General features: G+C 52.4%; 24 protein-coding genes. 7 read left to right on the forward strand and 17 right to left on the reverse strand.

The window, feature by feature from the left end; genetic code table 11:
* Positions 1-81 precede the first annotated feature (81 nt).
* Positions 82-657, reverse strand: a complete 576-nt coding sequence (locus tag K0H79_RS10145) for a YceI family protein (protein WP_220075708.1) — start codon at positions 655-657, stop codon at positions 82-84.
* A 183-nt stretch (positions 658-840) separates the two neighbouring features.
* Between K0H79_RS10145 and K0H79_RS10150 the strand changes: the two genes are divergently transcribed.
* Positions 841-1,053, forward strand: coding sequence for a cold-shock protein (locus tag K0H79_RS10150; protein WP_220064728.1), 213 nt, complete (start codon positions 841-843; stop codon positions 1,051-1,053).
* Here the strand turns inward: K0H79_RS10150 and pdxH are convergent, their stop codons facing one another.
* The 5 genes from pdxH to K0H79_RS10175 form a co-directional block, all read right to left on the reverse strand.
* Complete coding sequence (gene pdxH, locus K0H79_RS10155) at positions 1,054-1,692, reverse strand: pyridoxamine 5'-phosphate oxidase (RefSeq protein ID WP_220064729.1); 639 nt, start codon at positions 1,690-1,692, stop codon at positions 1,054-1,056.
* Positions 1,693-1,974: 282 nt separating this feature from the next.
* Positions 1,975-2,904 (reverse strand): adenosylmethionine decarboxylase, encoded by a 930-nt coding sequence (locus K0H79_RS10160; RefSeq protein WP_220075709.1) that lies wholly within the window; start codon positions 2,902-2,904, stop codon positions 1,975-1,977.
* 73 nt (positions 2,905-2,977) lie between these two features.
* Positions 2,978-4,888: a biosynthetic arginine decarboxylase gene (gene speA / locus K0H79_RS10165; RefSeq protein WP_220064731.1), complete on the reverse strand. Its 1,911-nt coding sequence runs from the start codon at positions 4,886-4,888 to the stop codon at positions 2,978-2,980.
* A 28-nt stretch (positions 4,889-4,916) separates the two neighbouring features.
* On the reverse strand, positions 4,917-5,792 hold the full coding sequence (gene speE / locus K0H79_RS10170) for a polyamine aminopropyltransferase (protein WP_220075710.1): 876 nt from the start codon (positions 5,790-5,792) through the stop codon (positions 4,917-4,919).
* 105 nt (positions 5,793-5,897) lie between these two features.
* On the reverse strand, positions 5,898-6,041 hold the full coding sequence (locus K0H79_RS10175) for a hypothetical protein (protein WP_011760078.1): 144 nt from the start codon (positions 6,039-6,041) through the stop codon (positions 5,898-5,900).
* 498 nt (positions 6,042-6,539) lie between these two features.
* On the opposite strand from K0H79_RS10175, the gene K0H79_RS10180 reads away from it, so the two are divergent.
* The 4 genes from K0H79_RS10180 to K0H79_RS10195 all read left to right on the forward strand — a co-directional run bounded on the left by K0H79_RS10180 (position 6,540) and on the right by K0H79_RS10195 (position 9,889).
* Positions 6,540-7,370 (forward strand): S1 RNA-binding domain-containing protein, encoded by an 831-nt coding sequence (locus K0H79_RS10180; RefSeq protein WP_220064734.1) that lies wholly within the window; start codon positions 6,540-6,542, stop codon positions 7,368-7,370.
* Positions 7,371-7,492: 122 nt separating this feature from the next.
* The gene (locus K0H79_RS10185; protein WP_220075711.1) at positions 7,493-8,125 is read left to right on the forward strand and encodes a YceH family protein; all 633 of its coding nucleotides are present in this window, start codon (positions 7,493-7,495) and stop codon (positions 8,123-8,125) included.
* A 22-nt stretch (positions 8,126-8,147) separates the two neighbouring features.
* Positions 8,148-8,987, forward strand: a complete 840-nt coding sequence (locus K0H79_RS10190; protein WP_220075712.1) for an ABC transporter permease subunit — start codon at positions 8,148-8,150, stop codon at positions 8,985-8,987.
* Positions 8,984-9,889, forward strand: coding sequence for an ABC transporter ATP-binding protein (locus K0H79_RS10195; RefSeq protein WP_220075713.1), 906 nt, complete (start codon positions 8,984-8,986; stop codon positions 9,887-9,889). Before K0H79_RS10190 ends, K0H79_RS10195 begins: the two co-directional genes overlap by 4 nt.
* A 551-nt stretch (positions 9,890-10,440) precedes the next feature.
* Here K0H79_RS10195 and K0H79_RS10200 read toward each other — a convergent pair.
* From K0H79_RS10200 to K0H79_RS10210, 3 genes are all read right to left on the reverse strand, one after another.
* The gene (locus K0H79_RS10200) at positions 10,441-10,650 is read right to left on the reverse strand and encodes a cold-shock protein (RefSeq protein ID WP_011760083.1); all 210 of its coding nucleotides are present in this window, start codon (positions 10,648-10,650) and stop codon (positions 10,441-10,443) included.
* A gap of 287 nt (positions 10,651-10,937) precedes the next feature.
* Positions 10,938-11,777 carry a 23S rRNA (guanine(745)-N(1))-methyltransferase gene (gene rlmA / locus K0H79_RS10205; RefSeq protein WP_220075714.1) on the reverse strand — a complete coding sequence of 280 codons (840 nt, stop codon included), beginning with the start codon at positions 11,775-11,777 and terminating at the stop codon, positions 10,938-10,940.
* On the reverse strand, positions 11,777-12,664 hold the full coding sequence (locus tag K0H79_RS10210) for a hypothetical protein (RefSeq protein ID WP_220075715.1): 888 nt from the start codon (positions 12,662-12,664) through the stop codon (positions 11,777-11,779). The genes rlmA and K0H79_RS10210 overlap by 1 nt, the downstream gene beginning before the upstream one ends.
* 202 nt (positions 12,665-12,866) lie before the next feature.
* Here K0H79_RS10210 and sbcB point away from each other — a divergent pair, with 202 nt between their 5' ends.
* A complete protein-coding gene (gene sbcB, locus K0H79_RS10215; RefSeq protein WP_220064740.1) occupies positions 12,867-14,279 on the forward strand; it encodes an exodeoxyribonuclease I in 1,413 nt (470 codons plus the stop codon).
* 97 nt (positions 14,280-14,376) lie between these two features.
* Positions 14,377-15,267, forward strand: coding sequence for a cytidine deaminase (cdd, locus tag K0H79_RS10220; RefSeq protein ID WP_220075716.1), 891 nt, complete (start codon positions 14,377-14,379; stop codon positions 15,265-15,267).
* A 102-nt stretch (positions 15,268-15,369) separates the two neighbouring features.
* Here the strand turns inward: cdd and K0H79_RS10225 are convergent, their stop codons facing one another.
* From K0H79_RS10225 to K0H79_RS10260, 8 genes are all read right to left on the reverse strand, one after another.
* On the reverse strand, positions 15,370-16,245 hold the full coding sequence (locus K0H79_RS10225) for an NAD(P)-dependent oxidoreductase (RefSeq protein WP_220075717.1): 876 nt from the start codon (positions 16,243-16,245) through the stop codon (positions 15,370-15,372).
* A 24-nt stretch (positions 16,246-16,269) separates the two neighbouring features.
* Positions 16,270-17,808, reverse strand: a complete 1,539-nt coding sequence (locus K0H79_RS10230) for an FGGY-family carbohydrate kinase (RefSeq protein WP_220075718.1) — start codon at positions 17,806-17,808, stop codon at positions 16,270-16,272.
* 89 nt (positions 17,809-17,897) lie between these two features.
* Positions 17,898-18,377: an acyl-CoA thioesterase gene (locus K0H79_RS10235; RefSeq protein WP_011760090.1), complete on the reverse strand. Its 480-nt coding sequence runs from the start codon at positions 18,375-18,377 to the stop codon at positions 17,898-17,900.
* A 130-nt stretch (positions 18,378-18,507) separates the two neighbouring features.
* Positions 18,508-19,746, reverse strand: coding sequence for a beta-ketoacyl-ACP synthase II (fabF, locus tag K0H79_RS10240; RefSeq protein ID WP_220075719.1), 1,239 nt, complete (start codon positions 19,744-19,746; stop codon positions 18,508-18,510).
* A gap of 161 nt (positions 19,747-19,907) precedes the next feature.
* Positions 19,908-20,141 carry an acyl carrier protein gene (gene acpP, locus K0H79_RS10245; RefSeq protein ID WP_011760092.1) on the reverse strand — a complete coding sequence of 78 codons (234 nt, stop codon included), beginning with the start codon at positions 20,139-20,141 and terminating at the stop codon, positions 19,908-19,910.
* A gap of 158 nt (positions 20,142-20,299) precedes the next feature.
* Entirely contained in the window at positions 20,300-21,046 is a 747-nt protein-coding gene (gene fabG, locus K0H79_RS10250; protein ID WP_220064745.1) for a 3-oxoacyl-ACP reductase FabG, read from the reverse strand.
* An 11-nt stretch (positions 21,047-21,057) separates the two neighbouring features.
* Complete coding sequence (gene fabD / locus K0H79_RS10255; RefSeq protein ID WP_220075720.1) at positions 21,058-21,984, reverse strand: ACP S-malonyltransferase; 927 nt, start codon at positions 21,982-21,984, stop codon at positions 21,058-21,060.
* A gap of 57 nt (positions 21,985-22,041) precedes the next feature.
* Positions 22,042-23,001 carry a beta-ketoacyl-ACP synthase III gene (locus tag K0H79_RS10260; protein WP_220075721.1) on the reverse strand — a complete coding sequence of 320 codons (960 nt, stop codon included), beginning with the start codon at positions 22,999-23,001 and terminating at the stop codon, positions 22,042-22,044.
* Between the last annotated feature and the right edge of the window lie 6 nt (positions 23,002-23,007).

Consider the following 23,007-nt stretch of genomic DNA (forward strand, 5'->3'; position numbering starts at 1 on the left):
ATTGCATTAATGTCGGGTCCAAGCCCGCATTTTTATTATGGAACAAGTTGCTTTCTTCTTCCTTAAAGCATGCAATTCCTGTTATTTCTCAAGTGTTAGCACGAAAGAAACCGGTACGGCACTGCTGATGGCCGATAACCCCGCCACTTCACGCAGCTTTTCAATCCCGGCGGTTAAACCAAAATTGGCTGCGTTAACGATTAACATGGTACTGCTGCTAACCATCAGGGTTTTATCAGAGACTCTTGCCACCGTCACTTCGACGTTGAGCTTGTCTGTTTTACCATGCAATTCCACAGTTGCAGGAATTTCTGCTTTTGTGATGTATCCGGGTTTCAATGCGTTTACCAGTGACGGCTCTATCTTGGCAGAAAGTGTTAATGAGGGAAATTGCTCCACTTCAAATAACATGCTTTTCATGCGCTCATCGCGAATTTCAATACCTGTATCGACAGACGCCAGGGGAATATTGAGGCTGAAATCGCCTTGTTCAGTCAGTTTGCCTTCCAGGCTTTTGAATTTGTGAACTTCAGCAACATCGCCCTTCTTGACCGAGATAAAGCTGACGTTGGAATTGGCTGCATTCAATTGCCAATCGGCCATGGCACCCGGGGCAGATACCAGCAGGGCTGCGCCCAACAAAGTACGGATAAACATCACTTGTCTCCTTGTGTTTTATTTCGTTCAGGCCATTCCTGAATTGCTAAATTAGTGACACCACAAACAATAAACCAAACGGCCACTATAACTCTAGCTGCAAATTCCCGTCAGGGCTGTCAATTGGCTGAAATATCTGCTTGTTAAAGTTCAAATACGTTATCAATCCCTTACGAGGTTTACATGTCAGCCCCACAACACACTGGTACCGTAAAATGGTTTAACGATGAGAAAGGTTTTGGCTTCCTGAGTCGCGATAATGATACAGATGTGTTTGTTCATTACCGCGCTATCAACACTCAGGGAAGACGCACGCTGAAAGAAGGTCAAAAGGTGAGCTTTAACCTGGTTGAAGGCCAAAAGGGCTTCCTGGCAGAAAACGTCACGCCACTGTGATCAGGGCGCCAGCCGCTCAATATCCCAACCCGCGGCCGTTTTTTCATAAATAAAGCGGTCGTGCAACCTGTGCTCCCCGCCCTGCCAGAATTCAATACTGGCGGGACGCACCAGATATCCACCCCAGAAGGACGGCAATGGCACTTCGCCGGCGGAAAACTTTTGCTTCATTTCCATAAACTTGGCTTCCAGCACCTGCCTGGCACTGAGTTTGGATGACTGAGCAGATACCCAGGCAGCAATCTGGCTGTCTTTCGGTCGGGTAACGAAGTACTTGAGTACCTCCGCCGTTGAAAGCGGTTCGGCAATGCCGGTCACAGCCACCTGACGCTCCAGAGGGTGCCAGGGAAAGAGCAAACTGATATGGGCATTTTGCTTCAATTGAGCCGCCTTGCGGCTACCCAGATTGGTGAAAAATACAAAACCCTGCTCGTCGAAGCGTTTGAGAAGCACTATCCGTTGATAGGGTTGACCGTGCTCGTCGACTGTCGCCACGCACATGGCCGTTGGGTCGGTAAGCTCTGCGGCCTTGGCCTGCTCCATCCAGCGCTCAAACAATGCCATGGGGTCTTCGGGCAATTCACTGCGCCTCAGGCCTCCTTTGGTGTATTCACGGCGAATGTCGCTGAGATCTGTCATTGTGATTCCTTATGGGCACTGTATCGTTTGAGGCATTCTAGCCGCTTGACGCGCAACAAAAAAGCCGACAGTGAAGTCGGCTTTTGATTTTATTCGCCAATATCCCCGGGAAAGAGTCAAAGCAGACTCTCGTATTAATGAAACCTGGGCTTCAGGTGCATAAGGGTGACTGCGTTTGGCTTCGATGCCCGCTTATTCCCGGGAGCAGTTCACACAGCACTCATTGAGTATCGCCAGACACCTCATTGGCGCAGCGGGTCTAACGGTCACACTCGGCGAAGATTACATGGGCTCGGGGATCAGCACTTCATGACACAACTGCTGATAGTGGCTGAACTCCACTTTATACCCCTGGGACATGGATAAGGCACAGCTTCCCAAGCACAGGTGCGCGGGGTAGTTTTCGGTGTGACGCTGGGCGTTAAAACCAATTTCATCCCAACTGCCCGGATTTAAAATACCCAGCAGGCGAGAGAAAATCTGACGATACTCCCCTGCCAGAGGCAAGTTGGTTTCAAAACTCACGTAGGAGCTGTTTTCCTGCGGCGTAATATGAATGGTCATGTAGCGATCGCCACGGATCCCATTGATAGAATACCCAAAAGGTTCAAACAAAAAGTCGTCAAAAACAAACCCGGGCAACATGGCATCCAATTGCAGCAGACGGCGGATTTCAGCTGCACTCTGATGTTCACTGCGCAAATAATCGGCAGCCTCACCACGGATGTGGTACATCAAAAGCTCACTGGTGTGGTCATCGGCGGTTGCTTCGTACGGCTTGTTACTGGTGAAAATATAGTGGTGGTGGGAATCCAGATGCCCGATTCTGAACGCATCCCCCGGCAACAACGCGCGGATGGCGGTTAAATCGTCAGTAAAGGCACTGCTTTGCAAGTGAGACAGATACTCGTTTTTGCGCTGGTAGCTGGCAAATGCAATCTTATCGGCACCTACTTGATTGATAAAACGGACTACGGCTTTAGCGAGGGTTGTGGTGCCGCAGGTCAACATCAGGAATCTGTCGTCCCAAACAAACAAACTCGATTCGCTGAGCAAGTAAGCATCGCAGTGTTCATTGTGGATACTGGAGAGGATTTCCGCATTGGCGCAGGCCACCATCTCTTTCCAGAACTCACGCCCCAGTGCTCTGAGTGAGCCGAATTCGGGGGTGACTATGACTTCTATTTTTTTTTCTGAACCTTCAAAAAACATTTTTCTCTACCTGAGGGCCGGGAGGGCTAATGCCCTGGTTCCCCGGCCTGGCTTCACCTTGCCTTAGTATGGGTTAAAAGTCTTCCAGATAGGTGTAGCCCTTGAGGCCCACCTGGAGTTCTTCGAGGATCATCGCGCGCTCGTCTTCTGCGATGTGTGAGTTCACCAGCTCCTCGTAGGTGCGCATGAAGGACACGGCATCGAGGTTCACATAGCGCAGTACGTCGGCCACGGTATCACCGGCAAGTACAGACTCGATATTGGTCTGGCCTTCTTCGTCGATACGCACCACCGCAGAGTTGGTATCACCAAAGAGGTTGTGCAGGTCACCGAGGATTTCCTGATAAGCACCCACCAAGAAGAAACCAATCAAATAAGGATCTTCGGCTGACCAGTTAGGTACCGGCAGAGTGGTTTCAATGCCCTGACCATCAACGTATTGGTCAACAATACCGTCGGAGTCACAGGTGATGTCGAGCATCACTGCGCGGCGCTCAGGCACCTTGTCCAAACCTGACAGCGGCAATACAGGGAATACCTGGTCGATACCCCAGGCATCGGGCAGCGACTGGAACAGGGAGAAGTTCACGAAGAATCTGTCAGCCAGTTTCTCGTTCAGTTCATCGATGATCGGGCGCTGATAACGGTTACGGGCATTCATCAGGCCTTGCAACTCATGACACACGGCCAGATTACACTGCTCGGCCCAGGCTCGGTCTTCCAGGCTCAGCTGTCCCAACGCAAAGAGGGACTGGGCTTCGGCCAGATCAGACTGAGTATCGTGGAAGATTTCAATCAAAGCACGCTGGTCAAGACGTGAGCTGATTTCGTTCCAACTGCGCCACATGTTGTGCAGCAACTGAGGCGCTTCTTCTTCCGGCGCGGGGATCTCTTCCGGGCTGTATGCCTCGGTGCCTATCACGTCGGTGATGAGGACCGCGTGGTGGGCTGTGAGGTAACGGCCTGACTCAGAAATAATGCGCGGCATTGGCTGTTCGTTCTGGTTACACACGTCAGTAAGCACAGACACGATGTTATTGGCGTATTCGGCCAGCGCGTAGTTCATGGAGTTATTTGATTGACTGCGGGTACCGTCATAGTCCACGGCCAAGCCACCGCCCACGTCAAAGCAGTTAACCTTGGCGCCCAGTTTACGCAGTTCACAGTAGAAACGTGCGGCCTCACCTACACCGTGGCGAATATCACGGATGTTGGCGATTTGCGAGCCCAGGTGGAAGTGCAGCAGTTGCAGCGAGTCCAGCATGTCTTCATCTTTCAGGCGCTCGACTACCTTGAGAATTTGCGCAGCAGACAGACCGAACTTGGACTTTTCACCGCCGCTGGCCTGCCACTTGCCCTTGCCCTGGAAAGCCAAACGGGCGCGCAGACCCAGGCGTGGGGTAACCCCCAGCTTCTTGGACTCTTCCAGCACCATCTGCAGCTCGGACATTTTCTCGAGCACTATGTATACACTGTGGCCAAGTTTCTCACCGATAAGGGCCAGACGAATGTATTCTTTATCTTTGTAACCGTTACACACGATCACTGAGCTGGCCTTTTGCGCCATGGCGAGCACGGCCATCAGCTCTGGTTTACTGCCGGCTTCAAGACCCAGCTGAGGTACAGTCTTACTCACCTGGCTTGCCAGGATTTCCTCAACCACTGTCTGCTGCTGGTTTACCTTAATGGGGTATACCAGCAGGTAATCAGATTGATATTCGTATTTCTGAATGGCCTGGTTGAACATCTGGCACAGGTGGTCGACTCTGTGGTGCAGAATTTGCGGGAAACGTACCAACACTGGCAAACTCACGCCGGCTTTAACCATATCCTTGGCCAGCGCGTTCAAACCAATTTTGAAAGTGGGATTTTTAGGATCCGGGGAGACGGTCACCTCACCCTCGTCGCTGATCCCATAAAAACCCTGACTCCAGTGGGCAACGTTGTACCCGGCGCGGGCGTCGTCAATTGACCATTCGTTCATCTCAATTGTGCCTATATATAGAGAGATATTAAGCGGCCACGGTCATGGCTGACCGGATCGCCTGTTCGACGTATTTTGGCAAGGCGAAGCTTGCCTGGTGCACTGCGGGCGTGTAGTAACGGGTACTGATCCCAGCCTCGTTGAAACGCACCTCGAGGGTTGCAAGGTCAAGCTTGCGCGCCTCTGGATTGTCGGTAGCCCAGGCAAACGCCATGGAACCACCAATGTACGTTGGGACTGCCGCCATGTAAAACCAACATTCCCGGGTATAACTGCTCATGCGGCGCACCGTGTCCTGCAGGGATTCAACCTGCATAAAGGGCACCCCATTTTGGGCCACAAAGATGCCGTTTTCATTAAGGCATCGTTTGCAACCCGCATAAAAATCAGAGCTGAACAGCACTTCGCCGGGGCCAATCGGGTCAGTACAGTCAGAAATAATCACATCAAACCGCTCAGTGCAGTTGGCAACAAAGTCCATGCCATCGGCGATAACCAGCTCCACGCGAGGGTCATCGTAGGCGCCGGCAGAATGATTTGGCAACCAGGTTTTGCACATGTCCACCACGGCGCCATCAATTTCCACCATCACGATACGCTCAATAGCTGGGTGTTTCACCACTTCACGCAGCATGCCGCCATCGCCCCCGCCGATAATCAGCAGGCTCTTTACCTTGCCATGGGCCAAAACCGGCACGTGGGTCAACATTTCGTGATAGACAAATTCATCCGCTTCGGTGGTTTGAATAGCACCATTGAGGGCCATCACTCTGCCAAAACGGGCATTTTCAAAAATTGATAAATGCCACTGATTGGTTTTTTGCTCGAAGAGCACCTTGTCTATCTCGAAATATTGACCATAGCCGCTGTGCAGCGTCTCGAAATATAGCTTGTTGTCTTGCATTGATCTGGATCCGATGGTGTCGGTATAAAAAGTGTAGAATACCCAGTCCCGCGAACTTTTAAGGAAAGACGGGATCAGGAAGCCGTAAGGTCGTGTCGGACCGGCTTATTGGGGACTATTGGCCTCTTCGCGGCCAGAATTGATGCGGATAAGGGTCAGGTGTTTTACGTCTGTGTCGATAGCAACCAGATCCTGAGTCAGGCAAGAAGCCAGCTTGAGGCAATGTGCAGAAAGCAAATGATAGTGCATTAGCCAACTCCCCCTTCGTTTAACCGTACCTCTTGCGTCATTTGATGTGCAAGATGACACGGCCCGTGACTCATCCAAAATATCCAGACCGATAAACTGACCTGTAAACAGGCGCCAGCCTTTGGGAATACCCCCAAAAACGGCGCAATTAAACCCCGCATACCACAAGAATGCAAGCAGGAATTCGCATTTGTTCAATGAGTTGCAAGATATACTACAAAGCGAACAAAGCCTCTCAGTACGAAATCACAAAATATCTCTTAAAATCATATAATAAAGTTCGAATTCCAAAGCGGTTTTCAGAGTGTGTGTTCAATATATTTAAATAGCTCAGACTCGCTTTTAACACGCAAAAAACCTTATTAATGAAGCGGTTTTTATCACCCGAATATTTCCTGAACAAATCCCGGCGCCGTTACAGCGTAAACTGAGGTGAATCCAGTCTGTTTGAGGTATAATCTGCGCCGTAATGCCCAATCATCTGAAATCAGGTACTCAATGATCCAATTAGGAAAAACTTGCCGACTGGCGGTTGTTAAACAAGTTAATTTTGGTTTTTATCTCAATGCCGGTGACTTCGGTCAGGTGCTCTTACCCAATAAGTTTGCACCGGACAACCTGCAGGTAGGTGATGAAATCGATGTCTTTCTGTACCTGGACTCTGAAGATACGCCCATTGCCACCACGCAAAAACCCCTGGCACAGGTCGGTGAATTCGCCAACCTGAAAATAGTATCGGTCAGCCGGGTGGGTGCCTTCCTTGATTGGGGACTGGACAAAGACTTACTGCTGCCCTTTGCCGAGCAAACCCGCCCACCGGAGGAAGGCAAATATCAGCTGGTACACCTGCATATCAACCGTGCAGATGACAGAATTGTCGCCTCTGCCAAGCTGGATAAGTTCCTCGATAAGACGCCTGCCTTTTACAAACCAGGTCAGGAAGTGAAACTGACTATCGCCGGACGCACGGATCTTGGTTATAAGGCGATTATCAACGATAGCCATTGGGGGCTTATCCATCAAAGCGATGTGTTCAAGCCACTGCGGGCGGGCAACAAGCTCAAGGGTTACATCAAGCAGGTACGCCACGACGGTAAAATCGATTTGGTGCTCAACAAAGGCACCCGCGATGAATTGGATGCCCATTCAGGCGTTATCCTGAAAAAACTGCAGGCCGCCGGTGGTTTCCTGCCCTTGGGCGACAAGACAGACGCCGATGTGATTTACGCTGAGCTGGGTATGAGTAAAAAAGCGTTTAAAAAGAGCATTGGCGGCCTCTTCAAACAGGGGAAACTTCGAATTACAGACGATGGGCTCTATCTGAGCTGATTGATAAAAAACGGTGGCATAGCCACCGTTTTTTATTGGCGAAATGGTAACAAAGTGCGTTGCCTATGGGCACAAGCAGCCTGCTCTGATATAACAGATTCAGGAAGTTAAAGGAGTTTTCAATGTTGCTTGATGCCATCGAAGCCAGAATTATTGGCTGTTTATTGGAAAAAGAAGTTACCACACCGGATCAATATCCCCTTTCGCTCAATGCCCTGACTCTGGCTTGCAACCAAAAAAGCAGCCGGGATCCCGTGATGGACCTGACAGAAACGCAGGTTCAGGCCGGCATTGATGAACTCACCAAGAAGAGGCTGGTAAGCGAGCAATCCGGATTTGGCAGCCGAGTCGTCAAATATAAACACAGGTTTTGTAATACTGAGTTTTCAGATCTTCAGCTTTCCAGCGCACAGGTTGCTGTACTCAGCCTGTTGCTGCTCAGGGGACCGCAGACTCCCGGCGAACTGAGAACCCGCGCCGGTCGTCAACACGAATTCAAAGACATCGGTGAAGTCGACGCGACCCTTACCGCACTGGCATCACGGGAAACACCGTTAGTGGTACAACTTCCCCGAGAGCCGGGTAAACGGGATTCGCGATTCAGTCTCACCATAGTCGAAGCCACAGCAGGCATGACAGCACATACTGTTGCTCCCCAAGTCGACGAGAGGGACGACAGCCGAATGGCAGCCCTGGAGGAGCGAGTCGCGCAGTTGGAAGCGCGCCTGGATGCACTCTTAACACAAACACACTAATCCGTGACGACAGGACGTTAGCATGTCTCAAGCTCAGCTCGCCCATCCGGGTCCCATGACCCATGTCTGGTTGATAGCCAGGCAAGAAGTTATCAAAGGTTTCTTTAATCTTCGGGGGCTGATTGCCCTGGTTGCTTACTGTCTGGTGTGGGGGCTTATTCTCTACTACCCCATCCGCAGCGCCGCCAAGTATATCGCCGACCCTCACATGCGCCAGACGCTGTCAGAAATGCTCGGTGTGGTCAGTCCAAAGTATTTGCTCTCCTGGGATGTCCCCGAGCTGTCGTTGTTTTGGGTTATCAGTCTCTACTGGTTCCCGCTGTTTGCCATTTTAAGCAGTGCGGATCAATTTGCCTCCGATAAGAGTCGCAAGACCTTTCGCTTTTTGGTGCAGCGCACCGGCCGTGAAGCCCTGTTTTTTGGCCGTGTAGTTGGGCAATTGTTATTACAAAGTGCCTATATCATCACTGCCGGACTGGCCACCCTGGTGCTGACGCTGTTTCGCGAACCCGACCTTGCCGGTGCGGCGATTGGGGACGGTATTGTGGTGCTGCTGAACCTGCTGATAGTGATAATGCCCTACATAGCGCTGATGGCCTTGCTTTCGCTATACGCCAACAGCGCCCGCCAGGCGACGCTATTTGCCGTTTTGGTGTGGTGCGTTCTGGCTATTGTTTCAGCGCTGGCCGCCTATTACGTACCTTCTCTGCCCAGCCTCGATTGGCTGTTGCCTGGAAGCCAGATTGAGATGATTGTCGATAACACACCAATGGGTGCCCTGCTCCATGCGCCGCTGCCTTTAGTGCAAACCGCTGTGCTGCTGTTTATTGGCCTGGTATACATGAAAAGGAGCGCACTGTGAGCCTGATAGTTACCCGAAACCTGACCAAACGCTACGGCAGCAAAACTGCGCTGGATGATGTATCGCTGCAAGTAGAAGCCGGCGCCCCGGTTGCGCTCGTCGGTCCCAATGGCGCAGGTAAAACCACCCTGATGAGCCTGATGTGTGGTTATATCCAACCGGACGGCGGCAGCCTCGAGATTCTGGGTTATGCTCCCGGAAGCCGCCAATTGTTGGGCAAAGTCTGTGCCCTGCCTCAGGACGCCTTGCTCGATCCCAACTTCAGCGTGGGCGAACAGCTTGCTTTTTTTGCATCTCTGCAGGGATTCTCAGCCAAAGACGCCCGCCTGGAAGCGGAGCGGGTATTGGAGCTGGTTCAGCTGAAAGACGCAGCCAGGCACAAGCCCACTGCGCTCAGCCATGGCATGGGCAAGCGCGTTGCCATTGCCCAGGCATTGATAGGCACACCTCAGCTGGTGCTGCTGGATGAACCGACTGCCGGCCTGGATCCTGCCAATGCCAGGGCCGTGCGGGAGTTGATATCCCATGCCAGCGAACAAACAACCTTCCTGATTTCATCACATAATCTCGAAGAACTTGAACGTCTGTGTGACTCTGTCCTATATCTGGATAAAGGGAAACTCAGCCAGTCCCTGTCGATAAAATCTGAGAGTGTTGAGCGCTTTTTGACACTGAGCCTCCAGGATATCGCCGGAGAAGAGTTCGGTGATAAACTGAGCACACTGCCTGGAGTTCACAGCGTGAAACGTCAACACAATGGGCGAGAGTTTATTATCGGATTCGAGCCTGCATCGAGGGACTACGGTTTGGAAAAAGCCGCGTTGGAGTTACTTGCCGAAGAAGGTATTCGCTATCGCCAACTCTTGAATGGCAAGAGTCTGGAAGATAAGCTCTTTTCATGATGTTTTCCTTAGCAGCATAATAAAAAGCACCCTCACAGGTGCTTTTTTATCCCATTGTGCAATGGCGGTGATAATCATCGACAAATGAAAAAGTGTGCATCATAAAGGCGTCACTGTCGTTCTGGTTCGTACTCTGTTAAATCGCCTTACATGAACCGCCGTTTAACTGAGTAACTGAGTAACTGTCGACATCCTGAAATTCCGCGAATTATGTCGGTCATCAACACACAGCAGCATAAACGGCGCCCGATTTACGCTTGTTCTTAAGCCAGACATCCAGCAAGGTTAAAGTCAATTGTACGCTTTACTTTGTTCGGTACGGTACGGTTCGATTCGATTCGACTCTGCGCTTCTATGCGCTTCTATTCCCTCTTTTACCTCCGTTAACTGAGTCCTCTTCGTTCCTAAGCTATCAACAAATACACCCGTTTCGAACGATAGCATCGTGTCCAGAAGCTGAATTATGGAATGGAATAGGCTGGCATTGACAAATTTGGGGCAACAAAAAAGCCGTGGCATCTGCCACGGCTTTTATACATCTCTTGGGAGAATTAACCGATTACGGTTACGTTCTCAGCCTGAGGACCTTTCTGACCCTGGGTCACGGTGAAAGACACCTTCTGACCTTCGTCCAGAGTCTTGAAACCGTCAGTGTTGATGGCGCGGAAGTGAACAAACACATCTGGGCCAGCTTCCTGAGCGATAAAACCAAAGCCTTTATCAGCGTTGAACCACTTAACTACACCAGTCACTTGAGACATATTGGTATCCTGTAACATTAAATATTTAAACAATTGCCGGTTACGGCGGTGGAGCGGGAAAAGCCGGTATTACTTAATGTTTACAGGACAAACTGGTCGTGCGGAACACAAAATAAATCCAACCTTCAAGCTTTATCGACTATACTCCATCCTAGACATAAGTCAACAAACCTTTGTGTATGTCGTTCTGATTTTTTACTTAAATTTCTGGAATTTGGCTTAAGGCCTGTTCAAATAGCGTACAGACAACCTCTCCAGCCCCTGCCAAGCCATTCTATTTCCAAGTTTTACAGCACCCGGCGCTGTAAATTGATCCGAAAATCCAGCTCGCAACTGAATGGCTGGCCAGCAAGCTGTCTGCGAGCCTCCGGCGTAAACTTCCAGGCGTAGGGTGTCATCTCAAGAAACGCGAGTATCAACTCGGGTGTTTCCATATCGAGTTGCCATTGCAAGCGCTCTGTGCTCACCATTTCGAACCCTTCGATTTGCTCTTCGTTATCCTCGTGCAGCCTTGGGGTGTCATAAATGCGCTGCTTAACGGCGAAATGATGTAAGGGGCCGGCAGACACTGTCAGTAAATGGCCACCCGGTTTAACCAGGCGCTTGAGCTCTTCTGGTTTTGAGGGCGCATAAATTCGTACCACCAAGTCGAAAAACTCACTTTCAAAAGGGGTTTCGAAACTGCTGGCAACGCAAAAATGAATTTGCTGATATCGTTTAGCGGCCGCTTTGAGAGCGGCACGGGAAATGTCCAGACCGTAGAGTTGGGGCCAAATGCCCTCATTTGCCAGAGCCTGTTGCAACCTCTGGGTGTAGTAGCCCTCCCCACATCCAAGATCCAGTATGGTGGCTGGATTTACCGGTAGCCCAAGTACCAATTCCCCCAACCTGTCACTCAACGCTTGATAAGCGCCCGACTCCAAAAACAAGCGGCGGGCCTGCATCATCTCCTTGTTGTCGCCGGGATCCTTTGACTTTTTTTTCTGCACCGGTAACAGATTGACATAGCCTTCTTTTGCCTTATCGAATCTATGACCTGCGGGGCATACCAAGCTGGTTGTTTCCGACCGTAAGGACGCTTGACACAAGGGACAAAGGTAAATCGGCTGAATGTTCTGGGCCACCATTAATCTTCCTCTGCGATAGCCAGCACCATGGCGTTAACCTCTGGTGTTGATAAAAGCTCGTAACACTCCAATAGACGTTTAAGTTTGTCTATATTCTGGCCGTAATCGTTGGCACTGGTACCTATTTTGGGGCGCTCCTGAGACTCCGCGTACTGCCTGAGTAACCATTGGCGACGCTGACTCAGCATAGGCTCAATGCACATCGCTTCGGCTGCAAGGCCAGGATGGCAGTCAATACCAGAGAGGTAAGCGACCAATTCTAGCCTAGCCTGTTCAAGCTCAGTGATAAGCAGCGCCAACGCGGCACTGCTTGCACCATAGTCGGGCTCCCGGGCGAGAACAGATTTGGCATTTTGCAGTATCAAGGGCTCTTCGCACAGACGTAAATCGGTTTCAAGCGCTACCAGATTAAACTCCCCTTCCCCGTCCAGCCGAATTCCCAATAACCCAGACTCGCTTTGTTCTGGGGCCAGGGTGATAAGCAGACCACGGCGTAATCTCTCCAACAAGCGCGCCGGGGCACGGGTACTGTTGGCGTACACTCTAAGCCCTTGCCCTTGTCCGCGAAGCAAATGCTCCGGGGCATGGCCGCTGGTTACCTGACCCGCAATAGCCCCTTGCCCCTTGTCACCGGCTATTGCTGATTGGCCCTGCACATCACCGTTGAGTACTGGGTGAGAAAACAGGCTAAAGCCCGGTTGTAACCTCAGCAGGAACTCAGCTCCGGTGTCTGTTCGTGTAACCACCAATTCGATAAGGGGCGCTCGCAGCGCCTGCATGAGTACAAAATCACTCACGTCATCTGTGAGGTTCAGTAAAAAATGTGAAGACGACTGCTCCGGATCGATACTTATGAGTTCGGGCAACCGAAAATATTGATTAAACATGCGTAAATCCTTCCACTGGTGGATTATTTTACCTCCGTATCACATTTATGGTCATCCGCAATTTACGTGAAGGCCCCAACAAATCCCTCTGCCTGGCGTATATTTACCCAACAAGACGGTAAGGAAACCGGTAAGAGATGAATATGGCGCTTCAAGTGATAAGATAAGCGCTTATATTGTCACGGACAGAGCTAATTTCCCGATGGAAAACTATATTCAGCCCACTATTTTTTGGCACGATTATGAAACGTTCGGGGCCAGTCCTGCGAAGGACAGGCCTGCACAATTTGCCGGTGTCAGAACCGATTTGGACCTGAATATCATCGAGGAGCCTGTTACCTTTTACTGCCGTTTAAGCCCCGATTATTTACCCGCCCCTGAGGCGATCCTCATCACAGGCATTACTCCACAACTGGCGAATCGTCAGGGCGTGCCTGAAACCGAATTCATGGGCCGCATCCAGGCTATTTTCAGCAGACCCAATACCTGTGTTGCGGGCTACAACTCGCTGCGCTTCGATGATGAGGTAAGTCGCTACGGCTTTTATCGCAACTTTATTGACCCCTATGCCCGTGAGTGGCAACAGGGCAATTCTCGCTGGGATATCATCGACCTGGTGCGTGCCTGCTATGCACTGCGCCCGGAAGGCATTAACTGGCCAGAAAAAGAGGACGGCAGCCCGAGCTTTAAGCTAGAGCACCTGACAGCGGCCAATGGCCTTGGTCACGACAAGGCCCACGATGCCATGTCCGATGTGTATGCCACTATCGCTCTGGCCCGGCTTATCAAGGAAAAGCAGCCAAAGCTGTTCGACTATTATTTCCGCTTAAGGCGTAAACAAGCAGTGGCCGAGCAAATCGATGTATTGGCAATGCAACCACTGGTGCACATAAGCTCCAAAATACCGGCAACCCAGGGCTGTGCAACACTGATAGCGCCGGTAGCGCACCATATGCGCAATAAAAATGCAGTCATTTGCGTCAATCTGGCCATGGACATTCAGCCCCTGATTGACCTCGATGTGGATGCACTGAGAACCCGGCTCTATACCAAGCGTGAAGACCTTGCCAGTGATGAGCTACCCGTGCCCGTAAAGCAAATTCACCTGAATAAGTGCCCCTTCGTTGCCAACGCCAAAACTCTGGATGACGCCAATGCAGATCGCTTGGGCATTGATAAAGCCTTTGCCCGTGAGCAATATAAAAAACTGAAACAACATCCTGAAATACGCGAAAAACTCACGGCACTGTTTGAAGAAGAATCACAGGGGATGTCCAACGATCCCGATTACTCGCTCTACAGTGGTGGTTTTTTCACTCCTGCCGATCGCGCAAAAATGGACATCATACGGAATACGTCACCGGAGCACTTGGCCGCGCTGGAGCTGCAATTTGATGATACTCGTTTGCCAGAGATGCTCTTTCGATACCGTGCTCGCAACTACCCGCTCACCTTGTCCTATGATGAAAGCCTACGCTGGCGAGAGTTTTGTCAGGCCCGCTTGAACGACCCTGACTATGTAATCCGCCTTGAAAACTTGCTGGAAGAAACCGCCAAGGATGAAAAGAAACAAAAGCTCCTCGGCGCTTTATGTCAGTACCTGCAGTCGATTTAGCAGAAAACCCGCATAAAATGGGATTCGACTCCCATTATCTGTGTAACAGAATAACTAAACTGCAAGTCAGTAAAATTAACAGTGAAGGAAAACGGCCATGCAAGACAGATTTGTCCGCCGGATAAACGAGCTGCCAAAAGCATTGGCAGATGAACTGCTTCCCATGCTGGGTGAGCAATTTTGCGGTCATTTGGATGCACAGCAGGTAAAGCAGCTCTGCTCTGTTTCCAAAATGGACAGCCACGAACTGGGATTGGCTCTGCTGCCCATCGCAGCAGCACTGGCTAAGCCTCCAGTAAGTAATTTTTATGTGGGCGCCATCGCCGTGGGAAGCGGCGGCGACTTCTACATGGGAGCCAACCTCGAGCTTCAGGGTGAGGCGCTGTTTCACTCGGTACACGCCGAGCAAAGTGCCATCAGCCACGCCTGGCTAAGCGGTGAAACCCACATCAGCGATATCATAGTTAACGCGAGCCCCTGCGGACATTGCCGCCAGTTTATGAACGAGCTGGTTCAGGGTCAGGCTATTCGCATTCACCTGCCGGGGCAAGACACAGCGCCACTGAGCCACTATCTGCCCTATGCCTTCGGTCCTGCCGATTTAAATGTTACAGCGCCGCTGCTATCGAAGCAGCAAACGGAACTGGTACTGGAGAGTGATGATCCCTTGCTGATTGAAGCACTCGATCACGCCGGTTTATCGTACGCCCCATACAGCCAGTGCCACGCAGCGGTAGTGCTGGAAACAGAAGACGGCGCCAGCTTCTGTGGTCGCTACGCCGAAAACGCCGCCTTTAATCCGTCGATGTTGCCAATGCAAATGGCATTGTCGGCGCTTTTCAGACACAACCGCAGCTTCAGCGACATCAAACGTGCGGTGTTGCTTGAGTCGTCACAGGGCAAAATCTCTCTGGTGGGGGCCACCATGGACGCCCTCCATGCCGTTGCCGTGGTAGAGCTTGAGCATCTGGTGGTAGACCCGGTGTAAACCCGATCCAAATGTCGTAAAAAAGCCCGCGTAATGCGGGCTTTTTATTTTATCGGGAAATACTCTGCCACAGAGCTGACGGTCGATGGCTTTAACCAGCAATCACTTTCGGCTTTTTTCGAGGCGGGCCATCAGGCTGGAAGTATCCCAGCGGTTGCCACCCATGCCCTGCACTTCTGAGTAAAACTGATCCACAAGGGCAGTGAGCGGCAGGTGCGAGCCGTTGCGGCGGGCTTCTTCCAGGGCGATGCCCAAGTCTTTGCGCATCCAATCGATGGCGAATCCGAAGTTGTACTCACCGGCCCACATGGATTTGTAGCGGTTTTCCATCTGCCAGCTTTGAGCCGCGCCTTTGCTGATGACTTCAACCACTTTTTCGCCATCAAGGCCGGCGCTGCGGGCAAAATGCAGTGCTTCGGCAAGCCCCTGCACCACACCTGCGATACAGATTTGGTTCACCATCTTGGTGAGCTGACCGGCACCGGTTTCACCCAAACGCTCAGCGCAGCGGGCATAGCTCATGATGACGTCCTTTACCTGATCAAACACGGCTTCATCGCCGCCTGCCATCACGGTAAGTACACCATTTTCGGCGCCGGCCTGACCGCCGGACACGGGTGCATCGATAAAACCCATACCTTGATCCGTCAGCGCTGCGCCAATCTCGCGGGCGATGTCGGCAGAAGCCGTAGTGTGGTCAACCAGTACGGCACCTGGCTTGAGACCATGGATAACACCCTCTTCGCCAAGCACGACCTGGTGCAAATCTTTATCGTTGCCCACACAGGTAAAAACGATGTCCTGATTTTCAGCCGCAAGCTTTGGTGTCAGCGCCATGGCGCCACCAAACTGCTTAACCCAGGCTTCTGCCTTGGCGGTGGTGCGGTTATATACAGTCACCTGGTGACCGGCCTTGACCAAATGTCCGGCCATGGGATATCCCATCACCCCCAGTCCGAGAAATGCCACTTTTGCCATTGTTCTTCCTTTCGTGTCTCGCGATCAGCGTGTTTTAAATAATGGTTTTACTGCCGGGTACAGGCTTTGGTGCCGCTGTGAAAGTTGCCGGTAGCGCGCGACATTGGCGGGCTCTGGCTCAAAACGACTGCCCGATTTTGCCATATTTTGCCTGGCACTGGCGAGGTCTGGATAATCGCCCATGGCCACAGCGGCGCACATTGCGGCCCCTAAGCCAGAGCCTTCGCGCACAGTTAACCGCTCTGTGGGGCAGTTAAAGATATCGGCAGCCAGTTGCATCACCAGGTCGGATTGGCTGCCGCCGCCGCTCACCCTAATAACTTTTATCGGCATTCCCGCCTTTGCCACGAGCCGCCTGCTACCGCGCTCAAGGGTCATCAGCACCCCTTCAATCAAGGCACGGTAGAGGTGAGCCCGGGTGTGCTCCGGACGAAAACCTGCCACTATGCCGCTGGCTTCAGGGCCTGGGTAAATTACCCCCTGGGCCCAATAGGGACACAACATCAGGCCGTCGGCGCCTGGCGGGATGCCAGCGATGGCTTTCATCACATAGGCTTCGGGACTGAGCCCCAGGGCGCTCGCTTCGGCCTTGTCGCTGGCACCGAATTCATCCAGCGCCCAAGACAGCAACCAAAAGCCACGCTCAAGCTGCACCTCGGGCATAAAACTGCCGGGCTCCAGCCCCGGAAACGCCGGTGCATAACGAAACACCTCAAAATAACTGTGGGTACCCAAGGTCACAGTCGCGGCGCTGCCAAGACTCAACGACAACACGCCCGGCTCACCCGCGCCATTTGCATGGGCTTCACAGGCCTTGTCGGCACCGGCACTGACAAGAGCAGTGCCAGGCTTAAGACCGGTAAGCTCTGCAAAGCCTTCGGTAACAGTGCCTATCTGACTTGCGGCATCAATGAGTGGCAGCATTTGCGCCGGTTTGCAGCCAAGGGCCTGCCAGCGCCAACTGTGTTTTGATGCAAAGGTTTGATTTCGGTAGTCAAAGGGCAAATAGGCCACTTGCGATGCGGTTGAATCCAGCAGTTTTCCCCCAAGGCGGCTCAGCAGATAACCACTCAAGAGGCCAATCTTTTCGCTCGCATCAACCTTGCCGGGAAAGAGCTCCCGCATCAGGTTGATTTTGGCCGCCCGGCGCAAATAGTCGATGCGCCCCGTCATACCGCTTATCCAAAAGCCGAGCCGATAATACCAGCTCATGGGCGCAAGCATTCCTTCCACCATACGTCTGTCGGACCACATAAACACATCCGATTTGGCCTTGCCGTGGTTATCCATCAGCAAGGTGCAGGCGCGTTGGGTGGTCAGAGTAACAGCAACGATTTGCTCTGGGCTCAAGCTGTGTTCGGCGAAGAGCTTGCGACAGGCCGACACCAGTTGACCGTAGCAGTAGTCGCCATTCTGAACTGCGACTTTAGCTGCTTGTCCGGCCTTACAGTTTTCATTGGCAACGGCCGCAATGGCAATGGGATTGCCGCGGCGGTCAAACACCAGCGCACGGGTGCTTTGAGTGCCGTAATCGAGGGCAAGGTAATAGGTGGTTTCAGACATAGGCGCTGTGCCCTTTTACGGGCTTATGGTTGTTTATGTGAGCGTAACCTGAGCGCGGGGTCCGCACCCAGGCTAAAGACAGACAAAGTTCAGGGTGTGACGTGGGCAGCCATTTCGCTACCGATTTTTTTGCGCATTTCCATCAGCCGGATAGCCGAGTCCCGCAGTGCCTTGTCTTCCTCGGTTTGCGGCACCCACTCTGGCACGGGGGTTGGGTTACCGGCATCATCCACCGCCACCATGATCACAATGCAATGGGTTGTGAGCTGACGCTCAGACACCTTGGGATCCCCGGCCCGCACATCAATGCCGATATGCATCGAGCTGTTGCCAGTGTAAATGACCTTGGCACTCACCTCGACGATATTACCTACATGGATGGGTTTGACGAAACGAATGCCACCGGCATAGGCGGTGATGCAATACTTGCCGCTCCAACCTGCCGCGCAGGCGTATGCTGCAAGGTCAATCCACTTCATCACGGCGCCGCCGTGAACCTTGCCACCGAAATTCACATCGGCGGGCTCTGCGAGAAAACGTAAGGTCAGGTGCCTGTCTTGTCCGGCCATGGTGTAACCCTATCTTGTTAAAGTGATTTAAGCTTACGCCAAAAGCGTAAGCGCGTGAATGCACCGACAAAAAGAAAAGGCGCCGGAACGATATGTCCCAGCGCCTTTATCAGCCAGTGAAACTGCCTGGTCACATCTTTTTCAGCAGCAATGAGCCGTTGGTACCACCGAAACCGAAGGAGTTACACAGGGCATACTCGAAGCTGGTCTGACGCGCCTCGTGGGGCACGAAATCGAGATCGCAGCCCTCATCCGGGTTATCCAGGTTGATGGTTGGCGGCACAGCGCCGTCCTTCAGCGCCAGAATGGTGAAAATGGCTTCCACCGCACCGGCAGCGCCCAGCAAGTGGCCGGTCATGGACTTGGTTGAGCTGACCATCAGCTTGTAAGCGTGATCGCCAAATACCGACTTCACCGCAGCGGCTTCGGCCTTGTCACCGGCTGGAGTCGAGGTGCCGTGGGCATTGATGTAACCAATTGACTCCAGCGAGAGACCACTGTCTTTGAGGGCATTGGTCATGGCCAGCGCAGCACCGGCGCCATCTTCCGGAGGCGAGGTCATGTGGAAAGCGTCACCGCTCATACCAAAACCAACCAGTTCGGCGTAAATCTTGGCGCCGCGGGCCTTGGCGTGTTCGTACTCTTCCATCACCAGTACGCCGGCGCCGTCACCAATCACAAAACCATCGCGGTCACGATCCCATGGGCGGCTGGCCGCTTGTGGGTTGTCATTGCGGGTCGACAGTGCCTTGGCGGCATTAAAGCCACCCACGCCCAGCGGACAGGTCACGTCTTCGGCGCCACCGGCTACCATGACGTCGGCATCGCCATAGGCGATAGAGCGGGCGGCGAAACCTATGTTGTGTACACCCGTGGTACAGGCAGTGGTCACAGCAAAGTTGGGGCCGCGCATGCCGTACATGATGGACAGGTGACCTGCAATCATGTTGATGATGGTGCTGGGCACGAAGAAGGGAGAAATCTTGCGGGGGCCACCGGCCATGAGCGCCGAGTGACCGGCTTCAATCAGCCACATACCGCCCATACCGGCTCCGATGGCGGTACCCACGCGGGTCGGGTCTTCTTTATCCATATCGAGGCCGGCATCGCGAATGGCCTGAATACCCGCGGCCATGCCGTACTGGATAAAGAGATCCATTTTGCGGGCGTCTTTTTTGGACAGATATTGCTCAACGTCAAAATCTTTAACCGACGCGCTGAAGCGGGTCGCAAATTCACTGGCGTCAAACTTGGTGATGGGCGCCACACCACTCTGACCGGCAAGCAAGGCCTTCCAGGTGGAATCAACATCATTACCGACCGGGGTTACCAGTCCCAGACCGGTTATCACTACGCGACGTTTTGTCACAGGAGTCACCTTTCATAACTGTATTTGAGGCTAGAAGCCCAAATTGCGCCGGATTGTGCCAGGTGGCAATCCAAAAGGAGGCTGGTACAACCAGCGGAAAATTCCGGCGCCCAAACAAAAACAGGCGGCCTAATTAGCCGCCTGTTTTCTGGAATTCAGTATTACTGATTCTTGGAAACGTAGTCGATCGCTGCCTGAACAGTGGTGATCTTCTCGGCTTCTTCATCAGGGATCTCGGTGTCAAACTCTTCTTCCAGAGCCATTACCAACTCAACAGTGTCAAGAGAATCGGCACCCAGATCGTCTACGAAAGAGGCAGATGGCTTAACGTCTTCTTCTTTAACGCCCAGTTGCTCAACGATGATTTTCTTTACACGTTCTTCGATGTTGCTCATTAGTTTTCTTTCCTATTCAAATTACGCACTTGCGTAAGATTGCGAGTAGTTTATTCGATCTGGCTGACATTGCAAGCCCCGATTTTGTGGTCTAACCACAAAACCAAATCTTATCAGCAGCTAACTACCCAAACGCGACAGTTCCCTGCCATTCGCCCTTAAACCATGTACATTCCACCGTTTACATGCAGGGTTTCACCCGTGATGTAAGCGGCAGCGTCCGAGGCCAAGAACAGGACGGCATTAGCAATTTCCTGCGCCTGCCCTAATCTTTCCATCGGCACCTGCGACATGATGCCTTGCTGCTGCTCAGGCGTCAGCTCGTCGGTCATGTCTGTCTGGATAAATCCAGGAGCAATAGCATTAACCGTAATTTGACGAGATGCAACCTCTCTGGCGAGAGATTTTGTAAATCCAATCAAACCGGCTTTAGCAGCTGAGTAGTTTACCTGACCGGCATTACCCATGGTGCCAACCACTGAACCTATGCTGATGATACGGCCATGACGCTTTTTCATCATGCTGCGCATTACCGGCTTGGACAGGCGGTACAAAGACGTGAGGTTGGTGTCGATGATTTCTTCCCACTCTTCGTCTTTCATGCGCATCAGCAGGTTGTCACGGGTGATACCGGCATTGTTGACCAGAATATCAACATCTCCTGCTTTTTCTTTGATCGCGGTATACATTTCGGCAACGGATTCGCTGCTGGTAACGTTAAGTACCAGACCAAAGCCCTTGTCACCAAGATAATCGGAAATGGCAGCGGCGCCCTTCTCGCTGGTGGCAGTACCCACTACCGTGGCGCCGGCGTCGGCCAGGGTCAGTGCGATGGCTTTACCGATACCGCGGCTGGCGCCGGTAACCAGGGCTACCTTGCCGGTCAGATCCAAAGATACAGACATGGAAAACTCCTTTATTCGGTCAGCGCAGCAAAGCTTGCTACGTCATTAACCGCTTGTGCTGAAACAGATTTATTGATGCGTTTGGCAAGACCAGTCAGCACCTTGCCCGGGCCACACTCCACCAGATGAGTAATACCATTGGCAGCCATGGCTTCTACTGTCTCGGTCCAGCGAACCGGGCAATACAGCTGACGCACCAGTGCATCGCGAATAGCGGCAACGTCGGTTGGCGCCTCAACATCCACATTATTGATAACCGGAATGGCAGGGGCACTGAAATCGATAGCTGCAAGCGCCTCGGCGAGTTTATCGGCAGCACCTTTCATCAGGCTGCAGTGGGAAGGCACGCTCACAGGCAGTGCCACGGCCATTTTGGCACCGGCAGCCTTACAGGCTGCGGCGGCGCGCTCAACGGCATCTTTATTACCGGCAATCACCACCTGGCCAGGGCTATTAAAGTTAACCGGACTCACCACTTCGTCTTGGGCGGATTCTTCACAGGCATTGGCAATGGCGTCGTTATCCAATCCGATAATGGCGTACATGGCGCCTGTGCCTTCCGGCACGGCGGCCTGCATCAGTTGGCCACGCAGCTCAACCAACTTCACTGCATCGGTAAATGGAATAACACCGGCACACACCAACGCCGAGTATTCGCCCAGGCTGTGGCCTGCGAGCACAGCAGGCTGTGGCTTGCCGCTTGCCTGATAGGCGCGCCAAATGGCGACACTGGCGGTCAGCAGCGCAGGCTGAGTTTTTTGAGTTTGATTGAGCTGCTCGGCGGGGCCATCCTGCACCAGCGCCCACAGATCGTAACCAAGCGCGGCACTCGCCTCGGCAAATGTTTCTGTTACCACAGGAAAATCGGCAGCAAGTTCGGCCAGCATGCCAACGGCCTGCGAGCCCTGCCCTGGAAATACAAAGGCAAATTTATCCATTGTTATTAAACCTTTTTGAGTAAAAGCGTAAAAAGCCTAGCAGAATTCCCGGGGAAATTAGAAGCGCACCAGCGCACTACCCCAGGCAAAACCGGCACCAAAGGCTTCCAAAAGCAGCAATTGTCCGCGCTGAATACGGCCATCGCGCACAGCTTCATCCAGTGCAATCGGCACAGAAGCAGCAGAGGTGTTACCGTGTTTAGCCAGCGTCAGCACCACTTTATCCAGACTCATGTCGAGCTTCTTGGCTGTGGCGTTGATGATGCGGAAATTCGCCTGGTGAGGTACCAGCCAATCAATGTCTGACTTGTCCACGTTATTGAGGCGCAGGGTTTCTTCCACGACATGAGACAGCTGAGTCACTGCAACTTTGAACACATCGTTGCCCTTCATCTGCATAAAGCCCACGGCTTCTGAAGATTCACCCAGGCGTGGCGGGAAAGCACATTTGAGCAGATCGCCCTGACGGCCATCGGCATAGATATGGGTATTGATGATCCCAGGCTCTTCGCTGGCACCCACAACGGCAGCACCGGCGCCATCACCAAAGAGAATAATGGTGGTGCGGTCTTCGGGTTCACACAGACGAGAGAGCACATCGGCACCGATCACCAGCACCTTTTTGGCAGCGCCGGTTTTAACAAACTGATCGGCCACCGACAGGGCATAAACGAAGCCAGAGCAGGCAGCTGCGACATCAAACGCTGGAATAGTGTGCACACCCAATAGTGCCTGAACTTCACAGGCTGCAGCGGGAAATGCATTAGCGGCACTGGTGGTGCCACAAATGATCATATCCAGCTCTTGAGCTTGAATACCCGCCATCTCGAGGGCTTTCAATGCGGCCTGGTAACCCATGGTAGAAACAGTCTCGTCCATGGCAGCGATGCGGCGTTCCGAAATACCTGTGCGTTCAACAATCCACTGGTCACTGGTATCCACCATTTTTTCCAGATCGAGATTGCTACGCACCTGAGCCGGCAGGTAACTGCCAGTTCCAAGAATTTTTGTATGCATAGTTTA

This window comes from Shewanella sp. FJAT-52076 (genome assembly GCF_019457455.1).
Classification (GTDB): domain Bacteria; phylum Pseudomonadota; class Gammaproteobacteria; order Enterobacterales; family Shewanellaceae; genus Shewanella; species Shewanella zhangzhouensis.

Excerpts from the sequence above, each read along its gene's own strand:
- speA (WP_220064731.1), bottom strand. The coding sequence starts at position 4,888 with ATGAACGAATGGTCAATTGACGACGCCCGCGCCGGGTACAACGTTGCC.
- rlmA (WP_220075714.1), bottom strand. The coding sequence starts at position 11,777 with ATGGTGGCCCAGAACATTCAGCCGATTTACCTTTGTCCCTTGTGTCAA.
- K0H79_RS10150 (WP_220064728.1), top strand. The coding sequence starts at position 841 with ATGTCAGCCCCACAACACACTGGTACCGTAAAATGGTTTAACGATGAG.
- fabG (WP_220064745.1), bottom strand. The coding sequence starts at position 21,046 with ATGTCTGTATCTTTGGATCTGACCGGCAAGGTAGCCCTGGTTACCGGC.
- cdd (WP_220075716.1), top strand. The coding sequence starts at position 14,377 with ATGCAAGACAGATTTGTCCGCCGGATAAACGAGCTGCCAAAAGCATTG.
- K0H79_RS10190 (WP_220075712.1), top strand. The coding sequence starts at position 8,148 with ATGTCTCAAGCTCAGCTCGCCCATCCGGGTCCCATGACCCATGTCTGG.
- speE (WP_220075710.1), bottom strand. The coding sequence starts at position 5,792 with ATGCAAGACAACAAGCTATATTTCGAGACGCTGCACAGCGGCTATGGT.
- K0H79_RS10230 (WP_220075718.1), bottom strand. The coding sequence starts at position 17,808 with ATGTCTGAAACCACCTATTACCTTGCCCTCGATTACGGCACTCAAAGC.
- fabD (WP_220075720.1), bottom strand. The coding sequence starts at position 21,984 with ATGGATAAATTTGCCTTTGTATTTCCAGGGCAGGGCTCGCAGGCCGTT.
- sbcB (WP_220064740.1), top strand. The coding sequence starts at position 12,867 with ATGGAAAACTATATTCAGCCCACTATTTTTTGGCACGATTATGAAACG.
- K0H79_RS10180 (WP_220064734.1), top strand. The coding sequence starts at position 6,540 with ATGATCCAATTAGGAAAAACTTGCCGACTGGCGGTTGTTAAACAAGTT.
- K0H79_RS10185 (WP_220075711.1), top strand. The coding sequence starts at position 7,493 with ATGTTGCTTGATGCCATCGAAGCCAGAATTATTGGCTGTTTATTGGAA.
- K0H79_RS10225 (WP_220075717.1), bottom strand. The coding sequence starts at position 16,245 with ATGGCAAAAGTGGCATTTCTCGGACTGGGGGTGATGGGATATCCCATG.
- pdxH (WP_220064729.1), bottom strand. The coding sequence starts at position 1,692 with ATGACAGATCTCAGCGACATTCGCCGTGAATACACCAAAGGAGGCCTG.
- acpP (WP_011760092.1), bottom strand. The coding sequence starts at position 20,141 with ATGAGCAACATCGAAGAACGTGTAAAGAAAATCATCGTTGAGCAACTG.
- K0H79_RS10260 (WP_220075721.1), bottom strand. The coding sequence starts at position 23,001 with ATGCATACAAAAATTCTTGGAACTGGCAGTTACCTGCCGGCTCAGGTG.
- K0H79_RS10175 (WP_011760078.1), bottom strand. The coding sequence starts at position 6,041 with ATGCACTATCATTTGCTTTCTGCACATTGCCTCAAGCTGGCTTCTTGC.
- K0H79_RS10160 (WP_220075709.1), bottom strand. The coding sequence starts at position 2,904 with ATGTTTTTTGAAGGTTCAGAAAAAAAAATAGAAGTCATAGTCACCCCC.
- K0H79_RS10145 (WP_220075708.1), bottom strand. The coding sequence starts at position 657 with ATGTTTATCCGTACTTTGTTGGGCGCAGCCCTGCTGGTATCTGCCCCG.
- K0H79_RS10235 (WP_011760090.1), bottom strand. The coding sequence starts at position 18,377 with ATGGCCGGACAAGACAGGCACCTGACCTTACGTTTTCTCGCAGAGCCC.
- K0H79_RS10200 (WP_011760083.1), bottom strand. The coding sequence starts at position 10,650 with ATGTCTCAAGTGACTGGTGTAGTTAAGTGGTTCAACGCTGATAAAGGC.
- K0H79_RS10210 (WP_220075715.1), bottom strand. The coding sequence starts at position 12,664 with ATGTTTAATCAATATTTTCGGTTGCCCGAACTCATAAGTATCGATCCG.